This window comes from Streptomyces cyaneochromogenes (assembly GCF_003963535.1).
GTDB lineage: Bacteria > Actinomycetota > Actinomycetes > Streptomycetales > Streptomycetaceae > Streptomyces > Streptomyces shaanxiensis.
On record NZ_CP034539.1, the window covers coordinates 5,877,178 to 5,894,691 of the forward strand.

Below are 17,514 nucleotides of genomic sequence, written 5' to 3' on the forward strand. Positions count from 1 at the left end.
GGTCCGGTTCCGGCGGGATGCCGGGGTTCGGCTGCGCCCGCGACCGGCCCCCGCCTACGATCCGTCAGCAGGTCGGCACGCCATGAGAGCGCGGGAGGCTGCGGGGATGCAGGAGCGACAGTGGATCAACGCCCCGCCGGAGATAACTGGAGGTCCTTGCTGAGCAGTTGGCCATGCAGATGCAGGAAGTTCAGGTCGAGCGGGACGAACTGGCGATCGCGGACCGGGTGTTGAACCGCCTGGCCGAGCAGGTCCAGGCCGACGCCGAGGCTGTCGCTCCGGTAACGGCGCAGGTGGCCGGGTGGGCAGTCTTGCTCATCCCGCACCGCAGCGACGCGGCCGATGAGGGCGCGCTGCCCGGCGATTACCGCAAGATCCTGGCGATCGTGCGGGAGACCGACGGCCCGGTGCAGGTCAGGGCGGTCGGAGAGCGGCTGGATCTGGACGCCTCGGTGCGCGGCAAGCTGGAGCCGCTGCGGGCGAAGATGACCAAGCTCGCCGATCGTGGCTGGCTGCACAAACGCCCCGGCGGGAAGTTCACCGCACGCTCGTAGCCACGCCGACGACGGGTGCTTTGAGGACCGTAACGTGATCCGCTCCAGCTCTCCCGGCGTACCGGCCCGGCCACGAATCGTAGGAGCAGCACAGCGGTCCGCGCGGCAGAAACCGCGGACAGCTCCGAACGACATGCCAGACGATCTTCGCCGTGGACACCGGCCGACGACCAGCACGAGTAGCTCTCCCGACCCTCACACCAGAGCCGTGACCAGCAACTTCACGATGCACACCACTCAGTCGAGGACTCGACTTCAAGGGCGGCTGGATCCACGTCAACCGCCAGGTGCGGCTCGTCGGCACGAAGCCTGTCTTCGCCCTGCCCAAGGGCAACAGGATCCGGTCAGTGCCCCTGTCGGCTCAGCTCGCCTCGGCTCTCAAGGCCCACATGAAGGAGTTCCCGCCGGTCGAGGTCACCCTGCCCTGGGCCAAACCGGACGGTGAGCCGAAGACCTTCCGCCTCCTCTTCGTCGACAAGAAGAGCCGGGCCTACAACCGCAGCGTCTTCAACATGGGCGACTGGAAGCGCGCCCTGGCCGCCGCCGGCGTGATCCCTTCCCGAGAGCGGGGCGCGCGCTACCTCCAGGTGGCCCCCGAGGACGGCATGCACGCCCTCCGGCACGCCTACGCCTCCGTACTCCTGGACGCGGGGGAGAGCATCAAGGCGCTCTCCGAGTACCTCGGTCACTCGGACCCGGGTTTCACGCTTCGGACGTGCACGCACCTGCTGCCGTCCAGCGAAATCCGCACCCGCAAGGCGATCGCCTTCACGGAAACGGAAGCCGAGGCGGAAGCGGAAGACGACGGCGACCCACCCGCAACCCAGGGCACATCAGCACCCCCAGCAAAACCAATGTGCCCTCAATGTGCCCTGGCCGCGTGACGCCCCCTCCCCGGCACCAAAAGGGGCGAGGCCCGAAGACCCCGCCCGCTACCAGTGAAACCCCAGGTCAGGGCCACACCAGGCAGTACGGCTGATGCCCCGCCTCATGCAACCGATGGCTGAAGTCCTGCCACTCATGCAGCAGCTGATACACGTTGAACGCATCCCGGGGCCCACCCCGGTCCGGCACCGTCGACCAGATGAACGCGGCCGCGCCGACCGCTTCCTCTCCTATGCCCCGCAGCGGGTCCACCACCGTCATCGGCAGCTTGACCACCGCGTAGTCGGGGTGCAGGACGACCAGCTCCAGCGGCGGGACCTTGTGCAGGGGGACGCCTTCGATGCCCGTCAGGACCATCGCGGCCATCGTCTCCGGCTTGATCTTGGTGAACATGCCGTTCATGCCGAGCTCGTCGCCGCCGAGTTCCTCGGGGCGCATCGAGATCGGGACGCGGGCCGCGGTCGCACCGTCGGGCGCGCCGAAGTACTTGTACGTCACCCCCACCCGACCACCATTCCTGCTCACCCTCAGCCGATCGCGATCGCTGCGTCGGTCGGCCCGCTCTGACTCATTAGGTACACCCGGCATATCCGGTACTACGTGTTCCTTACGCGGTTCGTTCGAATCCTCCGCGTCGCGCCGGTGCCTTCCCCGCCGGGCACGTCGAGGACCCAGGTCATCAGTCCCCTCGCCCAGTCCGCCACCGCGATGCATATCTCCACCCGACTGCTTTTCTAGGACGCGTGGCCCCCGCCGCGCAACCCGATCATCGTGTCAGTGACCTCCCCCACGGCCGCCCGCCGAAACGTGCGCTGAAACACCTGTCCGCAGGATCTTTTCAGTCTCCGACCATCACGCCCCGCATGAGCTGTGAGTATCACGACCAGTCTCGCAGATCCCCGGCGGGGGGCGGGGCGAAGGAGGTCGGAGGGGGAGGGGGTGCGGGGGAGCGGAGGGGGCGGATGGAGGAACGGAAGGGCGGAGGCGCACGGGAGGGCCGGAGTCGGTGCAGCGGTGGCCGACTGCCGTCGCCGCCCCCTGGCCTACCCTGAGGAGGTCACTGGCAACCGGAGTCCGAGATCATCGGAGAAGGTCAGAGAAGGTCGGAGTAGTCGCAGGTCATGAGCGAAGCGCCCTCTTCAGGAACGCCCTATCCATACGATGCGCCTGCCTCGCAGGCTCTGTTCGACCGTGCGGCCGCCGTCACACCCGGCGGCGTGAACTCCCCGGTGCGCGCCTTCCGGGCCGTGGGCGGGACGCCGCGGTTCATGGTGTCCGGCACCGGTCCGTATCTGACCGACGCCGACGGGCGCGAGTACGTCGACCTCGTCTGCTCGTGGGGGCCCATGATCCTCGGGCACTCCCACCCGGAGGTCATCGCCGCCGTCCAGGACGCCGTCTCCCGCGGCACCTCCTTCGGTACGCCGGGGGAGGGTGAGGTCGCGCTCGCCGAGGAGATCGTCGCCCGGATCGAACCCGTCGACCAGGTCCGGCTCGTCTCCAGCGGCACCGAGGCCACCATGTCGGCCATCCGGCTCGCCCGCGGGTTCACCCAGCGGTCCAAGGTGATCAAGTTCGCCGGGTGTTATCACGGGCATGTCGATTCGCTGCTCGCCGCAGCGGGGTCCGGTGTTGCCACCTTCGCCCTTCCCGACACCCCGGGCGTCACCGGCGCCCAGGCCGGCGACACCATCGTCCTTCCGTACAACGATCTTGAGTCCGTCCATGAGGCGTTCCACCGCTACCCCGGTGAGATCGCCTGCGTCATCACCGAGGCCTCGCCCGGCAACATGGGCGTCGTCCCGCCGCTGGCCGGCTTCAACGAGGGGCTCAAGGACGCCTGCCGGAAGAACGGCGCCCTCTTCATCTCCGACGAGGTCATGACCGGGTTCCGGACCAGCCGCGCCGGGTGGTACGGCATCGACGGGGTCAAGCCCGACCTGATGACCTTCGGCAAGGTGATGGGGGGCGGCTTCCCCGCCGCCGCCTTCGGCGGGCGCGCCGACGTCATGGCCCACCTCGCGCCCGCCGGGCCCGTCTACCAGGCCGGCACCCTCTCCGGGAACCCGGTCGCCACCGCCGCCGGCCTCGCCCAGCTGCGGCTCCTCGACGAGGCCGCGTACGACAAGGTCAACGAGGTGTCGGAGACCCTGCAGTCCCTCGTCACCGGGGCCCTCACCAAGGAAGGCGTCGCGCACCGGCTGCAGAACGCCTCCAACATGTTCTCCGTCTTCTTCACGGACCGGGAGGTCCGTAACTACGAGGACGCCAAGCGGCAGGAGTCCTTCCGCTTCAACGCCTTCTTCCACTCGATGCTGGCCCAGGGCGTCTACCTGCCGCCCTCGTCCTTCGAGTCCTGGTTCGTTTCCACCGCACACGACGAGCAGGCCGTCCAGCGGATCGCCGACGCCCTCCCGGCGGCGGCCCGAGCGGCGGCGGAGGCCACGGCGGCATGAGCAACGACATCGACCGAGGCAGCGAGAGCGACATCACCGTCGTCCACGTCATGCGGCACGGCGAGGTGGCCAACCCGGACGGAGTCCTCTACGGCCGGCTCGCGGGGTACCACCTCTCCGAGCTCGGGCGGCAGATGGCCGACCGGGTCGCCGAGCACCTCGCCTCCCGTGACGTCACCTACGTCTGCGCCTCCCCGCTGGAGCGGGCGCAGGAGACCGCGACGCCGATCGCCAAGGCGCACGGGCTGGACCTCGCGACCGACGGGCGGCTCATCGAGGCCGACAACGTCTTCCAGGGCAAGACCTTCGGCGTGGGCGACGGCGCGCTCAAGAAGCCGGAGAACTGGAAGCACCTCGTCAACCCGTTCAGGCCGTCCTGGGGTGAGCCGTACGTCGACCAGGTCGTCCGCATGATGGGCGCGCTCGACTCCGCCAAGGACGCGGCGCGTGGGCACGAAGCCGTGCTGGTCAGCCATCAGCTGCCGATCTGGATCGTGCGGAGCTATGTCGAGAAGCGGCGGCTGTGGCACGACCCGCGCAGGCGGCAGTGCACGCTCGCGTCCCTGACGACGTTCACGTACCAGGGCGACAGGATCGTGTCCGTCGGGTACACCGAGCCCGCCATCGACCTCGTGCCCGCCCATCTCCGCGCCGGCGCCAAGCCGGTGAAGGGGAAGGACAAGGCCTTCGGGGCCTGAGGCGTGTGGGGCGCCAACGACACGTTCGGCGCCTAAGACACGTTTGTGACATTTGTTGCCGATCCTCCGTGATCCGGAGGAACCTCCCCGTTCGTCGTGCCCTCTGACTGGGTGACCACCAGGCAAGCACGACGGATGGGGCAGTCATGGGCAACTTCAGCCGAAGGGGAGCTATCGGGCTCGGTGTCGGTACGGCCGCCGCCGTCGGACTCGCCGGATGCGGCACTCTCACCTCGTCAGATGGGTCGAACCCCACCGGAGGTTCCGGCGACGGCGCGGACAACAAGCCCGGAACGCAGGCGAACCGTGCCCGCCCCATTGGCGACGGCTCCACCTCCTACACCGGCAAGCAGCCTCACCAGCCCGGCAAGCCCGAACCGCTGGAGCCCGGCCAGGAGCCGCCGCAGTTCGTCATCTTCTCCTGGGACGGGGCCGGAGAGGTCGGCAACGGCCTCTTCCCGCGCTTCCTCGAGCTCGCCAAGGAGCACGGGGCGCACATGACCTTCTTCCTCTCGGGGCTGTATCTGCTCCCCGAGTCGAAGAAGCGGCTCTACGAACCCCCGAACAACCCGCGCGGCGCCTCCGACATCGGCTACCTCACCGACGAGCACATCAGGGCGACGCTGAAGAACGTCCGTCAGGCCTGGCTCGACGGCCACGAGATAGGCACCCACTTCAACGGCCACTTCTGCGGCGGTACCGGCACCGTCGGCAACTGGACGCCGAAGCAGTGGCGCAGCGAGATCGACCAGGCCAAGGCCTTCGTCAAGGAGTGGCGGACGAACTCCGGGTGGACCGACCTGCCCTCCCTGCCCTTCGACTACGACAAGGAGCTCGTCGGCGGCCGCACCCCCTGCCTCCTCGGCCAGGAGAACCTGCTGCCCACCGCCCGTGAACTGGGCTGGCGGTACGACGCCTCCTCACCCGGCGGCCACCAGGTGTGGCCGGAGAAGAAGGGGGGCATATGGGACCTGCCGTTGCAGCAGATACCTTTCCCCGGGCACAGCTTCGAGGTCCTCTCGATGGACTACAACATGCTCGCCAACCAGTCGATCAACACGACCAAGGCACCCGCGTACAACTACCCGGGCTGGCGCAAGCAGGCCACCGAGTCCTACATATCGGGCTTCAAGCGGGCATATGAGACAAACCGTGCACCCTTCTTCATAGGCAACCACTTCGAGCAGTGGAACGGCGGCATCTACATGGACGCCGTCGAGGAGGCCTTCAAGCACATCGCGCGGGAGAAGGAGAAGGGCGGCGACGTACGGCTCGTCTCCTTCCGGCAGTTCGTGGACTGGATGGACGTACAGAAGCCGGAAGTCCTCGCCAAGCTGCGGACGCTGGGGAAGGGGCAGCAGCCGCTCGGGGGTTGGAAGGAGTTCCTGAAGGACACCGGCGCGAGCACCGCAACGCCGTCCTCGGGGAGCACCTCGAACGCCGCCTGAAATGCGGGTTTCCGTCCGCAAGGGGGGTGCGCAAGATCCCCGGAACGGACATGCGAAACTTTTCACATGAGTGCCGCCAGTCGTGCCCCCCTGCGCTCGAACCGCAGCCGTGCCGTTCTGCTCGCCGCCACAGCCGCGGTCACCGCGCTGACCCTGTCCGCGTGCAGTTCGGGCGGTTTGTCGGGCGGTGGCGGTGACACCAACTTCGTCCCCGGCGGCAACGGCATCGACACGGTCGCGCAGGGCAAGCGCACCACGGCGCCGGAGCTCTCCGGCGAGACCATCGACGGCAAGCAGCTCAGCACCGCCGACTACAAGGGCAAGATCCTCGTCGTCAACGTGTGGGGGTCGTGGTGCCCGCCGTGCCGGGCCGAGGCGAAGAACTTCCAGACCGTCTACGACGACGTCAAGGGCCAGGGTGTCGAGTTCGTCGGCATCAACACCCGGGACACCAGCACCACCCCCGCGAAGGCCTTCGAGAAGGAGTTCGGGGTCACGTACCCCAGCCTGTACGACCCCACGGGCAAGCAGATGCTCCGCTTCGAGAAGGGCACGCTCAACCCGCAGGCGATCCCGTCCACCCTCGTCATCGACCGGAAGGGCGGGATCGCGGCGCGTGCGCTGACGCCCCTCAGCGAGGAGACGCTGCGCAGCATGCTCAAGCCCGTCCTCGCGGAGAAGTGACGTGAGCGCACTCACGACGCTCGCCGCGGCCACCGGCCCGAACGAGACGGTGCTGAGCGGCGCCTTGCTGATCGCCCTGCCCATCGCGATGCTCGGCGGTCTCGTCTCCTTCTTCTCCCCGTGTGTCCTGCCGCTCGTCCCCGGCTATCTCTCGTACGTCACCGGAGTCGCCGGCACCGATCTGGCCGAGGCGCGGCGTGGGCGGATGGTCATGGGCGCCTCCCTGTTCGTGCTCGGCTTCACCGCCGTGTTCGTCTCCACCGGGGCCCTGTTCGGCTACTTCGGCAACAACCTCCAGGAGCACAAGGACGTCCTGTCCAAGGTGCTCGGCGTGCTCATGATCACCATGGGCGTCTTCTTCATGGGCCTGATGCCGTGGCTGACCCAGCGGGAGTTCCGCTTCCACAAGCGGCCCGCGGCCGGGCTGGTCGGCGCGCCCCTCCTCGGCGCGCTGTTCGGCATCGGCTGGGCGCCGTGCATCGGCCCGACCCTGACGTCCGTGATCGCGCTCTCCTACAACGAGGCCAGTGCCGGCCGCGGCGCCCTGCTGACCGTCGCCTACTGCCTCGGCCTGGGCGTGCCCTTCGTGCTCGCCGCAGTAGCCTTCCGCAAGGCACTCGGCGCCTTCGCCTGGGTCAAGCGCCACTACGTCTGGGTGATGCGCATCGGCGGCACCATGATGATCGTGACCGGTGTGCTGCTGCTGACCGGCGCGTGGGACCGCATCGTGCAGGAGATGCAGGTCTGGTCCGACGGCTTCACTGTGGGGATCTGATCGATGAGCAAGACGACAACCGAGCCGACCCCGGCCGCCGGTGACGAGGACCTGGGCGCCGCCGGCTCCCAGCTCTCCACCGCCCCCGCCGAGGAGGCCCCCAACCTGCCCTCCCTCGGCGTCATCGGCTGGGCCCGCTGGTTCTGGCGGCAGCTCACCTCGATGCGGGTCGCGCTGCTGCTGCTCCTGCTGCTGTCGCTCGGCGCGATCCCCGGCTCGCTCATCCCGCAGAGCGGTATCGACGACACGAAGGTCGCCGAGTTCCGCCAGGCGCACGAGACGCTCGCGCCGGTCTACGACAAGCTCGGCCTCTTCCACGTCTACAGCTCGGTGTGGTTCTCCGCGATCTACATCCTGCTCTTCGTCTCCCTCATCGGCTGCATCGTCCCGCGCACCTGGCAGTTCGTCGGCCAGCTGCGCGGCCGCCCGCCGGGCGCCCCGAAGCGCCTGACCCGGCTGCCCGCCTACACCACCTGGCGCACCGAGGCCGAGCCCGAGCAGGTCCGCGAGGCCGCGCTCGCCCTGCTGAGGAAGCGCCGCTTCCGTGCCCACCCGGCCGGTGACGCCGTCGCCGCCGAGAAGGGCTATCTGCGCGAGGTCGGCAACCTCGCCTTCCACATCGCGCTGATCGTGATGCTGATCGCCTTCGCCTGGGGCCAGCTGTTCAAGTCCGAGGGCAACAAGCTGATCGTCGAGGGCGACGGGTTCTCCAACACCCTCACCCAGTACGACGACTTCAAGTCCGGCAGCCTCTTCAGCCAGGACGACCTCGACCCGTTCAGCTTCACCCTCAAGGACTTCAAGGGCACCTACGAGGCGACCGGCCCCAACCGCGGCACCCCGCGCACCTACGAGGCCGACCTCACCTACAGCGCGGGCGCCGACGGCAAGGACCGGAAGACCACCGTCAAGGTCAACGAGCCGCTGGAGATCGGCGACTCGAAGGTCTACCTCGTCAGCCACGGATACGCCCCCGTCATCACGGTCCGCGACGGCAAGGGCACCGTCGTCTACAGCGATGCCGTCCCCCTCCTTCCGCTCGACGGCAACGTCACCTCCACCGGCGCGATCAAGGTCATGGACGGCTACCGCGACGCCAAGGGCAAGTGGGACCAGCTCGGCTTCCAGGCCTTCTTCCTGCCGTCCTACGGCGGCCCCGACACCGCGGTGGTCTCGCAGTTCCCGGCGCTGCTGAACCCGGTGCTGAACCTGGAGGCCTACCACGGCAGCCTCGGTGTCAACGCCGGGCTCCCGCAGAGCGTGTACCAGCTCGACAAGACGAAGCTGAAGGGCTTCAAGAACTCCAAGGGCGAGCAGCTCCGCGAGAACCTGAAGCCCGGCGAGACCATGAAGCTCCCGAACGGCGCCGGCTCGATCACCTTCGAGAAGGAGATCAAGGAGTGGGCCGGCTTCCAGGTCGCCCGCCAGCCCGGCAGCGGCTGGGCGCTCGCCGGTGCCGTCGCCGCGATCTTCGGCCTCGCCGCTTCCCTGTTCATCCAGCGCCGCCGCGTGTGGGTGCGGGCCACCACCGGTCCCGACGGCGTCACCGTCGTCGAGATGGCCGGCCTCGGCCGCAGCGAGTCCGCCAAGGTCCCCGAGGAACTCGGCGACCTCGCCGGGATCCTGTACGACCAGGCGCCGGGGGCACCCGACCCCGACGACGAACCCGCAGATCCCTCCTCCCCCGACCCCCAAGTCGCACCCGCCGAAGGGGCTGAGACCAAGTGACTCTCGCCGCCGCGACCGAGCTGGCCGCCGCCACCAACGAAAACCTCGCGAACATCAGCAACACGCTGATCTACTCGTCGATGGCCGTCTACACGCTGGCCTTCTTCGCGTACATCGCCGAATGGCTCCTCGGCAGCCGCAGCAAGGTCGGCCGCACGGCCGCCGCGCTCACCCCGGCCAAGGCCAAGAAGGCCGCCGCGCCCGCCGTCACCGTGAAGCAGGGCGGCTCCACCGCCGTACTGGAGCGGCCGAAGGTCGTCGTGCGGGCCACGGCCGGGCAGCGGGACGTGCCGGACGGGCCCGGCGCACACGGCGGGGACGCACAGGGCGACCTCTACGGGCGTATCGCCATCTCCCTCACCGTCCTCGCCTTCCTGATCGAGTTCGGCGGGGTGCTGACACGGGCTCTCTCGGTGGAGCGGGCGCCGTGGGGCAACATGTACGAGTTCAACATCACCTTCTCCACGGTCGCCGTCGGTGTGTACCTCGCGCTGCTGGCGCTGAGGAAGAACGTGCGCTGGCTCGGGCTGTTCCTGATCACCACGGTCCTCCTCGATCTCGGCCTCGCCATCACTGTCTTGTACACCGCCAGTGACCAGTTGGTTCCCGCCCTTCACTCGTACTGGCTGTACATCCACGTCTCCACGGCGATCTTCTGCGGCGCGGTGTTCTACGTCGGAGCCGTCTCCACGCTGCTCTACCTGTTCAAGGACTCGTACGAGAACAAGCTGGCGAACGGCGGCACCCCGGGCCGCTTCGCGAACTCCGTCCTCGACCGGCTGCCCGCCTCGGCGTCCCTCGACAAGTTCTCCTACCGGGTCAACGCCGCCGTCTTCCCGCTGTGGACGTTCACGATCATCGCGGGCGCCATCTGGGCGGGCGACGCCTGGGGCCGCTACTGGGGCTGGGACCCCAAGGAGACCTGGTCCTTCATCACCTGGGTCGCCTACGCCTGCTACCTGCACGCCCGCGCCACGGCCGGCTGGAAGGGCCGCAAGGCCGCCTACCTGGCCCTCATCGCCTTCGGCTGCTGGCTGTTCAACTACTACGGCGTCAACATCTTCGTCTCCGGCAAGCACTCGTACGCCGGGGTCTGACCCGCAGGTCAGCGGCCGTAAGGGTCGCGCATCGCCCCCGGCGGAGTCAGGCTGGTGTCATGACCGGCTCCATCGAACAGGGCACCAGCCAGGCCCACGGGAACACGCACATCCTGCACTTCCTCGTGCGGCTGCCCCGGCGCATGGAGACGGTCTGGCCGGCGCTGGCCACCCCGGAGGGCCTCGCGGCGTGGTTCACCCCCGCCGACGTCCTGGAACCCCGGCTCGGCGGTGCGGTCACCTTGCGTGACATGGGATCCGGGCGGGTCACCGCGTGGGACGTGGAGCGGGTCGCCGAGTACACGCTGGAGGGCGGCGGCCGGCTCCGGTTCCATCTGGAGCGGGACGGGGACGAGGGCAGCGCCCTGCGCTTCACCCATGAGTTCAGGGGCGGCGAGGAGTCGGAGCAGCGTTGGCGGGCGCGCTTCGAGCGGCTGATCGCCGTATGCGAAGCGAGCCCCTGACCCCCTCCCGCAGGGGGTGTCGGGACGTCTACGAAACCGGTGGGGCCGCCGTCGAGGCCATGACGTCCCGCAACCGTTCCACGTACAGCCGCATGTTCTTGCCCGCGACGTCGGTGTCTGGGAAGCGGCTCGCGAACCACAGGCCTTCGTGCAGCCGGGTGACCCAGGCGCACACCTGGTCGCCGTACGACACCCTGATCAGCCCGTACGCCTTCTGCTCGGCCCAGCGCCCGGATCCGGGGACACCGCGGGCGTCGACGTAGGAGACGATCGAGTACATGTCGGGTGACGTGGGGCGGAAGTCCGTGCCGAGCAGTCGCAGCACCCGGGCGAGCGGCATGCGGGCCATGTGCCGGTTGGCGTGCAGCTCGGCGCGTACCGTCCGCAGGGCGCTGGGGAAGTCGCGGGCCTCGGTCATCGGGATCTCGATGGGGGCGCCGCCCACGTACCAGCCCACGGAGTCCGTCCAGCGGGACTTCATCCGGGTGTGGAAGGGCACGACGGTGCGGTAGACGGGCGCGCCGCCGATCTCGTGGACGAAGAGGGCCGTGGCGGCCAGGACGCCGACCGCGCTGCCGCCGTAGGGGCGGCAGTACGCCTCGAAGGCGGCGGCGGTGTCCGGGTCCGTGAGCTCCTCGCGCAGGAACTGCTGGGTGGGCAGCCCGGCGTCGGGGTCCAGGCCGAGGTCGACGGGGAAGGCGGGCAGCCGGCCGTCGCAGCGGCCGACGAACTCCCGCCAGCGGGCGACGACCTCGTGGCCGTCGTCGATCCGGTCGGCCTCGGTCCGCTCGATCTCGCAGAAGTCGACGTAGCTGCTGACCGGCACCGGCTCGATCGGCCGGCCCGCAACGGCCGCCGCGTAGAGCTCGTGGATCTCGCCGGGGATGCGGTGGACGGAGTGCCCGTCGACATTGCTGTGGTCGAAGGCCATGTACACGCTGGTGGAGTCGTCCCGGACGACGGCCGTGTAGATCAGGTTGGGCCAGTGCAGCGCGTCCGCGGTGGCGTCGAAGCGGTCCTCGAGGTAGTCCACCAGCTCCGCCGGGTCGGCGAAGTCGCCGATCTCCACGCGCCGCAGGGACACGTCGTCGGCGTCGAGCGTGAACCGGCGCATCTCGTCGCCGGGTTCGCCGGACCAGCGGAAGCCGCTGCGCAGCGTCTCGTGCCGCAGTGTCCAGCCGCGCAGCGACTCCTCCAGCGCGTCGAGGTCGGCCCGGCCCGGGATGTCGAACGCGGTGCCGACCCAGGTCGGCACGAACAGGCCGTCGTCGCGTACGGTCCGGGCGGTCCTGATGTGCGACTCCTGGATGTACGCCGGCGGCCGCGTGTCCTCGGGCAGGCCCGCCGCCGTCGCGACGGTCGCCGGGCTGAGCGTCCATTCGACGAGACGTCCGGGCCGGACCTCGCAGCGCTGGATATCAGTCATTCGCACGGGCGGCTCCATTCGCGGCGGGGGGAACACCCGAAAGGGTGGTATCCCGCCCAACGAGGCAACCCTTACTCAGAAACGGTTCGCTGTGATCGGCCGAGGGCGAGCCGCAGGTGAGCCGGACGTGATCAGTCGACGGAGATCGAGTCCAGCTTCCCCCGCAGATACACATGCGAGTCGACCGGCGCGTACGCCACCCGCCCCACCGGCGCGGGCACGGACTCCACGAGCGTGCCGGGCGTGCACTCCCCGAAGTAGACGAGGGACATCAGCTCCTCGGCGGGCGCGTCCGCGGGCGGCGGCAGTACGCGATGCCGGCCCGACCGCCACCGGTCACCGGTCCAACGGGCCATCAGGTCCCCGATGTTGATGGTGAAGGCGTCCGGGTCGTAGGGCGCGTCCTCCCACCCGACACCTCCGTCCGCGGGGTCGGTGTAGACCTGCAGCCCGCCCTTGCCCACCTGCCGGTCGAGGATCGTCACCGTGCCGAAGTCGGTGTGCGGTCCGATGCGGAACTGACCGGGCGCCGGTTCCCCGACGACCTCGGTGCCCGGGTACCAGTTGATGTTGAAGCCGTACGTCGGGTGGTCCATGTGCCGTGAGAAGAAGTCCGGTTCGAGGCCCAGGGCGTCGCCGAGCAGGGACAGCAGCTCCTTCTCCAGCTCGGCCATCCGCGCCAGGTACTCCTCGCACAGCTCCCGCAGTTCGGGCACCTCGGCCGGGTACACGTTGGGCGCGTACCACTCGGCGTTGACCACCGGGTCGTCGAAGGGCTCGTGCGTCGCGAAGCTCAGCGACTCCTTCAGGTCCGGCGGCGTCTCGGTCCCCTCCGAGTAGCCGTTGGCCTCCGCCCCGGGGCCGAGCCAGCCGCGGCCGCCGACCTTCACGGCGTAGGGCTGCTTGACGTCCGCCGGGAGGGTGAAGAAGGCGCGGGCCGCCTCCCGGATCCGGGCGCGCAGGACCGGGTCCACACCGTGCCCGGTGACCAGGAGGAAGCCGGCGGTCTGGAGGGCCTCGTCGACGGTGCGGGCGATCGCCGCGCGCGCCTCGGGGTCGCCTTCGAGCCAGGGCCCGAGGTCGATCGTGGGGATTCGTGGGTTACTCACCGATGTCACCGATGTCCTCGTTCCACAGTGCCGGATTGTCCTTGATGAAGTCGCGCATCATCCCGATGCACCCGGGGTCGTCCAGGAGCACGATCTGCACACCGTGCTCGGCCAGCCAGTCATGTCCGCCGGAGAACGTGACCGCCTCCCCGATCACCACCCGCGCCATCCCGAACTGCCGCACCAGCCCCGAGCAGTACCAGCACGGCGACAGCGTGGTCACCATGGTCGTACCCCGGTACGACCGCTGCCGGCCCGCCGCTCGGAAGGCCGCCGTCTCCGCGTGCAGGGACGGGTCGCCGTCCTGCACCCGCCGGTTGTGCCCACGCCCGAGGAGGGCCCCGTCGGGTCCGTAGAGGGCGGCGCCGATCGGGATGCCCCCCTCGCCGAGCCCGGCACGCGCCTCGGCGACGGCCGTAGCGAGCCAGGTACGCGCGGTCGCCTCGTCCAGGAGATCCATGTCTCTCACTGTCCGGTGCACACCAGGTAGTCGTCCAGGCGGCCCGCGCCGGACAGCATGGCCCGGGTGCGCGCCGTGAGCGCCTCGTCGCGCGCCGCGATCGCCGCCCGCAGGGCCTCGCGGCTGCCCTCACGGCGCAGGCCGTCCAGGACCGGGCGGATCTGGTCGAAGAGGTAGTGGCCGCTGCGCAGGGTGTGGATCAGCCGGGCGTCGCGGACGTCGGCGGGGCGGTAGACGCGGTACTTCGTGCCCCGTTCCCGCTCCGGCGCGATCAGTCCGGCCGCCTCCCACACCCGCAGCGCCGACGTGCGTACGCCGAGCAGCGCGGCCACCTCGCCGATGCGCAGCCCGGAGCGGGGCAGCTCGGCAGGGGGTGTCTCGGCCAGGGTCTCCAAGGCCTCGCTCGTCGCCCGCAGCGCCGCCCGCTCCCCGTGCAGCGCGGTGTGCGCGGCGTCGACGAGGGCGAGCGCGGCCGGGACGTCACCGGAGTGCACGGCCCGCATGATCCCGGCCGCCGTCGCCGGCCCGTACCCGCGCCGCAGCGCGCGGTAGGTCAGCAGCGCCCGGCGGTGCACGTCGGTGAAGGTCCGGTAGCCGGACGCCGTGCGCGCGGCCGGAGGCAGGACCCCCGCATCCTCGTAGTTGCGGACCTGCTGCGTCGAGATCCCCGCGAGGCGGGCCAGGTCGACCGGCCGCAGGCGTTCGTCGTCGTTCGTCACGGGAGTTGAAGGTTACGCGATCCCTGTGCCCGATTCACCGGCGAGGCAAGCGGCCAAAGTCTCCACTAGCACTTCAATGAAAAAATTGAAGGCATGGACGACTGCATCCGCATCACCGGCGCCCGTCTGCACAACCTCGACAACGTCACCCTCGCGATCCCCAAGAACAAGCTGGTCGTCATGACCGGTCTGTCCGGCTCCGGCAAGTCCACCCTCGCCTTCGACACCCTCCACCGGGAGGGCCAGCGCCAGTACTTGGAGTCGCTGGGCATGGTCACCGGCCTTGTCAGCCGCCCCTGCGTGGACTCCATCACCGGCCTGTCCCCCTCCATCAGCGTCGACCAGCACCTCACCAACCGCAGCCCCCGCTCCACGGTCGGCACCGTCACCGAGGTGTTCACCTATCTGCGGCTGCTGTGGTCGAGGATCGGGGTACGGCCGTGTCCCGGCTGCGGGAAGGACGTCCCGCCGTCACATGCGTACGAGTACGACCACGACGACGAGGCCGCCGAGGGCGAACAGGCCCCCTGCCCGCACTGCGGCACCCCCGTCCCCGACCTGGTGATGGGCTCCTTCTCCTTCAACAAGCCGGCCGGCGCCTGCCCGGCCTGCACCGGCCTCGGCGAGGTGATCCGGGCGGACGTGGGCCGCCTGGTCGACGGCGGCCGCTCGGTCGCGGGCGGTGCCGTGCTCGGCCTGCACCCGAAGGCCGCCGAGCGCAACGTGACCCTGCTGCGGGCGGCGGCCCGGCACTACGGGTTCACCTTCGACACGGAACGACCACTGGACCAACTGACCGACCCCGAGCGGGACCTGCTCCTGTACGGCGTCGAAAGCCCCGAGTTCCGCCGCCACTTCCCGGGCACCGAGCCGCCCGCCACCGTCACCGCCGGCCGCTTCGAGGGCGTCGCCACCGCGCTGCTGCGGCGCTACGCCGAGCGCATCGAGGACACCGAGTACCGGGAGCGCACCGAGAAGCAGGCGCTGGTGAAGGAGGTCTGCGGGGAGTGCGGGGGTGCCCGGCTGCGGGCGGAGAGCCGGGCGGTCACCGTGCACGGCCTGACGATCGTCGAGGCGGCACGCACCTCCCTCGACGAACTCGCCGCCTGGCTGCGCGGGTTGCGGGAGCGGGTCTCCGAGGAGGAGTGGCTGTTCGTGGAGCCCGTCGTCGCCGATCTCGAAGAGCGCGTACGGCGGCTGGTCGACGTCGGCGTCGGCTATCTGACCCTGGAGCAGCCGACGCCCAGCCTCTCCGCGGGCGAGGCGCAGCGACTGCGGCTGGCCGCGCTGCTCGGCTCGGGGCTCACCGGCGTCCTGTACGTCCTGGACGAGCCGACCATGGGACTCCACCCCGCCGACACCGCCCGCCTGGTCGACGTCCTGCGCAGGCTGCGGGATCTCGGCAACACGGTGCTGGTCATCGAGCACGACCTGGACGTGCTGCGGGCGGCCGACCATGTGGTGGACGTCGGCCCGGGCGCGGGTCGGCACGGTGGGCGGATCGTGGCGCAGGGGACGCCGCAGGAGGTGGCCCGGGCGGGGGGCGCCGACTCGGTCACGGGGGCCGAGGGCGCCTCGGTGACGGGGGCCTATCTGTCCGGTCGGCTGTCGGCGCCGGCCCCGAAGGGGCGGGGAGACGCCGACCGGGCGCTGGTGATTCGCGGGGCGCGGGCGCACAACCTCAAGGACCTCACCGTACGGATCCCGCTCGGCCGCCTGGTCACCGTCACCGGGCCGTCCGGGTCGGGCAAGTCGACGCTGCTGCTGGAGATCCTGGGCCGGGCGGCCCGCAGGCACTTCCACGGCACGGGGGACCGGCCCGGCGAGCACGACGGGATCGACGGCTGGGAGCACCTGGGCAAGGTGGTGACCATCGACCAGGAACCGATCAGCCGACTGCCGCGCTCGAACGCGGCGACCTACTCGGACGTGTTCACGCCGATCAGGGAGACGTTCGCGGCCCGCTCCGGCGGACGGCTGACGCCCGGCGCCTTCTCCTTCAACGTCCCCGGCGGCCGCTGCGAACGCTGCGAGGGCGCCGGCGTGCTCTCGGTCCACATGCACTTCCTGCCGCCGGTGGAGGTGAGGTGCCCGGGCTGCCGCGGCCGGCGGTTCCGGCCGGAGGTGCTGTCGGTGCGGCACGGCGGGCACGACATCGCCGAGGTGCTTCAGGCGACGGTCGACGAGGCCCTGGCGATGTTCGCCGACGTCCCGCCGATCGCCGCCCGCCTGGGCCGCCTCGCCGACGTCGGCCTCGGCTACCTCCCGCTGGGCCAGCCGGCCACGACGCTCTCCGGGGGCGAGGCCCAACGCCTGAAACTGGCGAAGGAACTGGGCCGCAAGGCCGCCGGCAGCACCCTCTACCTCCTGGACGAACCCACCACCGGCCTCCACTCGGCCGACACCGCCCGCCTGCTCGCCGTACTCCAACGCCTCGTCGACACCGGCCACTCGGTCATCACCATCGAGCACAACCTCGACGTCGTCCACGCCTCGGACTGGGTGGTCGACCTGGGGCCGGAAGGCGGGTCGGGCGGCGGGAAGTTGGTGGCGGAGGGGGTGCCGGGGAGGTGACGGGGTGACGCGGCGGTAGAACGGCGCGGCCGCGAGAACGGCGCGGCCGCGAGAACGGCGCGGCCGCGGAGCCGGTCCCGGTCAGGGTTCGTCGCGCTTCGGCCCGTCGTCCCGCTTCTTGTCGTCGTCCTCGTCCAGCGACTTCAGGAACTCGGGGTTGTCGTCGGGAGCCACCCACTCCTGGCGCCGGCGCTGACGGTCCCGTACACCGCCCCAACCCTCCGCGGCCGGGCTGCGCTTCTTGCCCGCGATCAGCCAGGAGATCGAGCCGACCAGTGGGAACACCAGCACGAGGATCGCCCACAGCGGCTTGGGCATGTGGCGGATGTCGTCCTCCTTCGTGCTGATGCAGTCGATGAACGCGTACACGCTCAGCGCCAGTGGCACGAGGAACATCAGCACCCGGAGCATGGGTCCTCTCCAGCGAAACGGTCGTC

General features: G+C 70.1%; 16 protein-coding genes and 1 pseudogene. 11 read left to right on the plus strand and 6 right to left on the minus strand.

What is annotated here, in order from left to right; translation table 11 throughout:
• The first annotated feature begins 173 nt into the window (after positions 1-173).
• Both EJ357_RS26780 and EJ357_RS26785 read left to right on the plus strand, forming a co-directional pair.
• The gene (locus tag EJ357_RS26780) at positions 174-554 is read left to right on the plus strand and encodes a hypothetical protein (RefSeq protein ID WP_228472614.1); all 381 of its coding nucleotides are present in this window, start codon (positions 174-176) and stop codon (positions 552-554) included.
• 248 nt (positions 555-802) lie between these two features.
• Positions 803-1,438: pseudogene (locus EJ357_RS26785) on the plus strand (tyrosine-type recombinase/integrase); the annotation flags it as partial.
• A 67-nt stretch (positions 1,439-1,505) separates the two neighbouring features.
• Here the strand turns inward: EJ357_RS26785 and EJ357_RS26790 are convergent.
• A complete protein-coding gene (locus EJ357_RS26790) occupies positions 1,506-1,943 on the minus strand; it encodes a hypothetical protein (RefSeq protein WP_003974483.1) in 438 nt (145 codons plus the stop codon).
• 617 nt (positions 1,944-2,560) lie between these two features.
• On the opposite strand from EJ357_RS26790, the gene hemL reads away from it, so the two are divergent.
• The 8 genes from hemL (at position 2,561) to EJ357_RS26830 (ending at position 10,789) form a co-directional block, all read left to right on the plus strand.
• Positions 2,561-3,895, plus strand: a complete 1,335-nt coding sequence (hemL, locus tag EJ357_RS26795; protein WP_126394120.1) for a glutamate-1-semialdehyde 2,1-aminomutase — start codon at positions 2,561-2,563, stop codon at positions 3,893-3,895.
• A complete protein-coding gene (locus EJ357_RS26800; protein WP_126394121.1) occupies positions 3,892-4,593 on the plus strand; it encodes a histidine phosphatase family protein in 702 nt (233 codons plus the stop codon). Before hemL ends, EJ357_RS26800 begins: the two co-directional genes overlap by 4 nt.
• Positions 4,594-4,739: 146 nt before the next feature.
• Entirely contained in the window at positions 4,740-6,041 is a 1,302-nt protein-coding gene (locus tag EJ357_RS26805) for a polysaccharide deacetylase family protein (RefSeq protein WP_126394122.1), read from the plus strand.
• 66 nt (positions 6,042-6,107) lie between these two features.
• Positions 6,108-6,725, plus strand: a complete 618-nt coding sequence (locus tag EJ357_RS26810) for a TlpA family protein disulfide reductase (protein ID WP_126394123.1) — start codon at positions 6,108-6,110, stop codon at positions 6,723-6,725.
• A gap of 1 nt (position 6,726) precedes the next feature.
• Positions 6,727-7,500 carry a cytochrome c biogenesis CcdA family protein gene (locus tag EJ357_RS26815; protein WP_126394124.1) on the plus strand — a complete coding sequence of 258 codons (774 nt, stop codon included), beginning with the start codon at positions 6,727-6,729 and terminating at the stop codon, positions 7,498-7,500.
• 3 nt (positions 7,501-7,503) lie between these two features.
• Positions 7,504-9,228 (plus strand): cytochrome c biogenesis protein ResB, encoded by a 1,725-nt coding sequence (resB, locus tag EJ357_RS26820; protein WP_126394125.1) that lies wholly within the window; start codon positions 7,504-7,506, stop codon positions 9,226-9,228.
• Positions 9,225-10,325 carry a c-type cytochrome biogenesis protein CcsB gene (gene ccsB / locus EJ357_RS26825; protein ID WP_126394126.1) on the plus strand — a complete coding sequence of 367 codons (1,101 nt, stop codon included), beginning with the start codon at positions 9,225-9,227 and terminating at the stop codon, positions 10,323-10,325. Before resB ends, ccsB begins: the two co-directional genes overlap by 4 nt.
• Before the next feature lie 59 nt (positions 10,326-10,384).
• On the plus strand, positions 10,385-10,789 hold the full coding sequence (locus EJ357_RS26830) for an SRPBCC domain-containing protein (RefSeq protein ID WP_126394127.1): 405 nt from the start codon (positions 10,385-10,387) through the stop codon (positions 10,787-10,789).
• Positions 10,790-10,817: 28 nt separating this feature from the next.
• Here EJ357_RS26830 and EJ357_RS26835 read toward each other — a convergent pair whose 3' ends face one another.
• The 4 genes from EJ357_RS26835 to EJ357_RS26850 form a co-directional block, all read right to left on the minus strand.
• On the minus strand, positions 10,818-12,221 hold the full coding sequence (locus EJ357_RS26835; RefSeq protein ID WP_126394128.1) for a condensation domain-containing protein: 1,404 nt from the start codon (positions 12,219-12,221) through the stop codon (positions 10,818-10,820).
• A gap of 125 nt (positions 12,222-12,346) precedes the next feature.
• Positions 12,347-13,333: an isopenicillin N synthase family dioxygenase gene (locus tag EJ357_RS26840; RefSeq protein WP_126394129.1), complete on the minus strand. Its 987-nt coding sequence runs from the start codon at positions 13,331-13,333 to the stop codon at positions 12,347-12,349.
• Entirely contained in the window at positions 13,317-13,784 is a 468-nt protein-coding gene (locus EJ357_RS26845) for a nucleoside deaminase (RefSeq protein WP_126394130.1), read from the minus strand. The genes EJ357_RS26840 and EJ357_RS26845 overlap by 17 nt, the downstream gene beginning before the upstream one ends.
• Positions 13,785-13,789: 5 nt before the next feature.
• Positions 13,790-14,503 (minus strand): MerR family transcriptional regulator, encoded by a 714-nt coding sequence (locus EJ357_RS26850; RefSeq protein WP_126394131.1) that lies wholly within the window; start codon positions 14,501-14,503, stop codon positions 13,790-13,792.
• 93 nt (positions 14,504-14,596) lie between these two features.
• Here EJ357_RS26850 and uvrA point away from each other — a divergent pair, with 93 nt between their 5' ends.
• Complete coding sequence (gene uvrA, locus EJ357_RS26855; protein ID WP_126394132.1) at positions 14,597-17,077, plus strand: excinuclease ABC subunit UvrA; 2,481 nt, start codon at positions 14,597-14,599, stop codon at positions 17,075-17,077.
• Between the two features lie 81 nt (positions 17,078-17,158).
• Here uvrA and EJ357_RS26860 read toward each other — a convergent pair whose 3' ends face one another.
• The gene (locus tag EJ357_RS26860) at positions 17,159-17,488 is read right to left on the minus strand and encodes a PLD nuclease N-terminal domain-containing protein (RefSeq protein WP_126394133.1); all 330 of its coding nucleotides are present in this window, start codon (positions 17,486-17,488) and stop codon (positions 17,159-17,161) included.
• Positions 17,489-17,514: the final 26 nt, after the last annotated feature.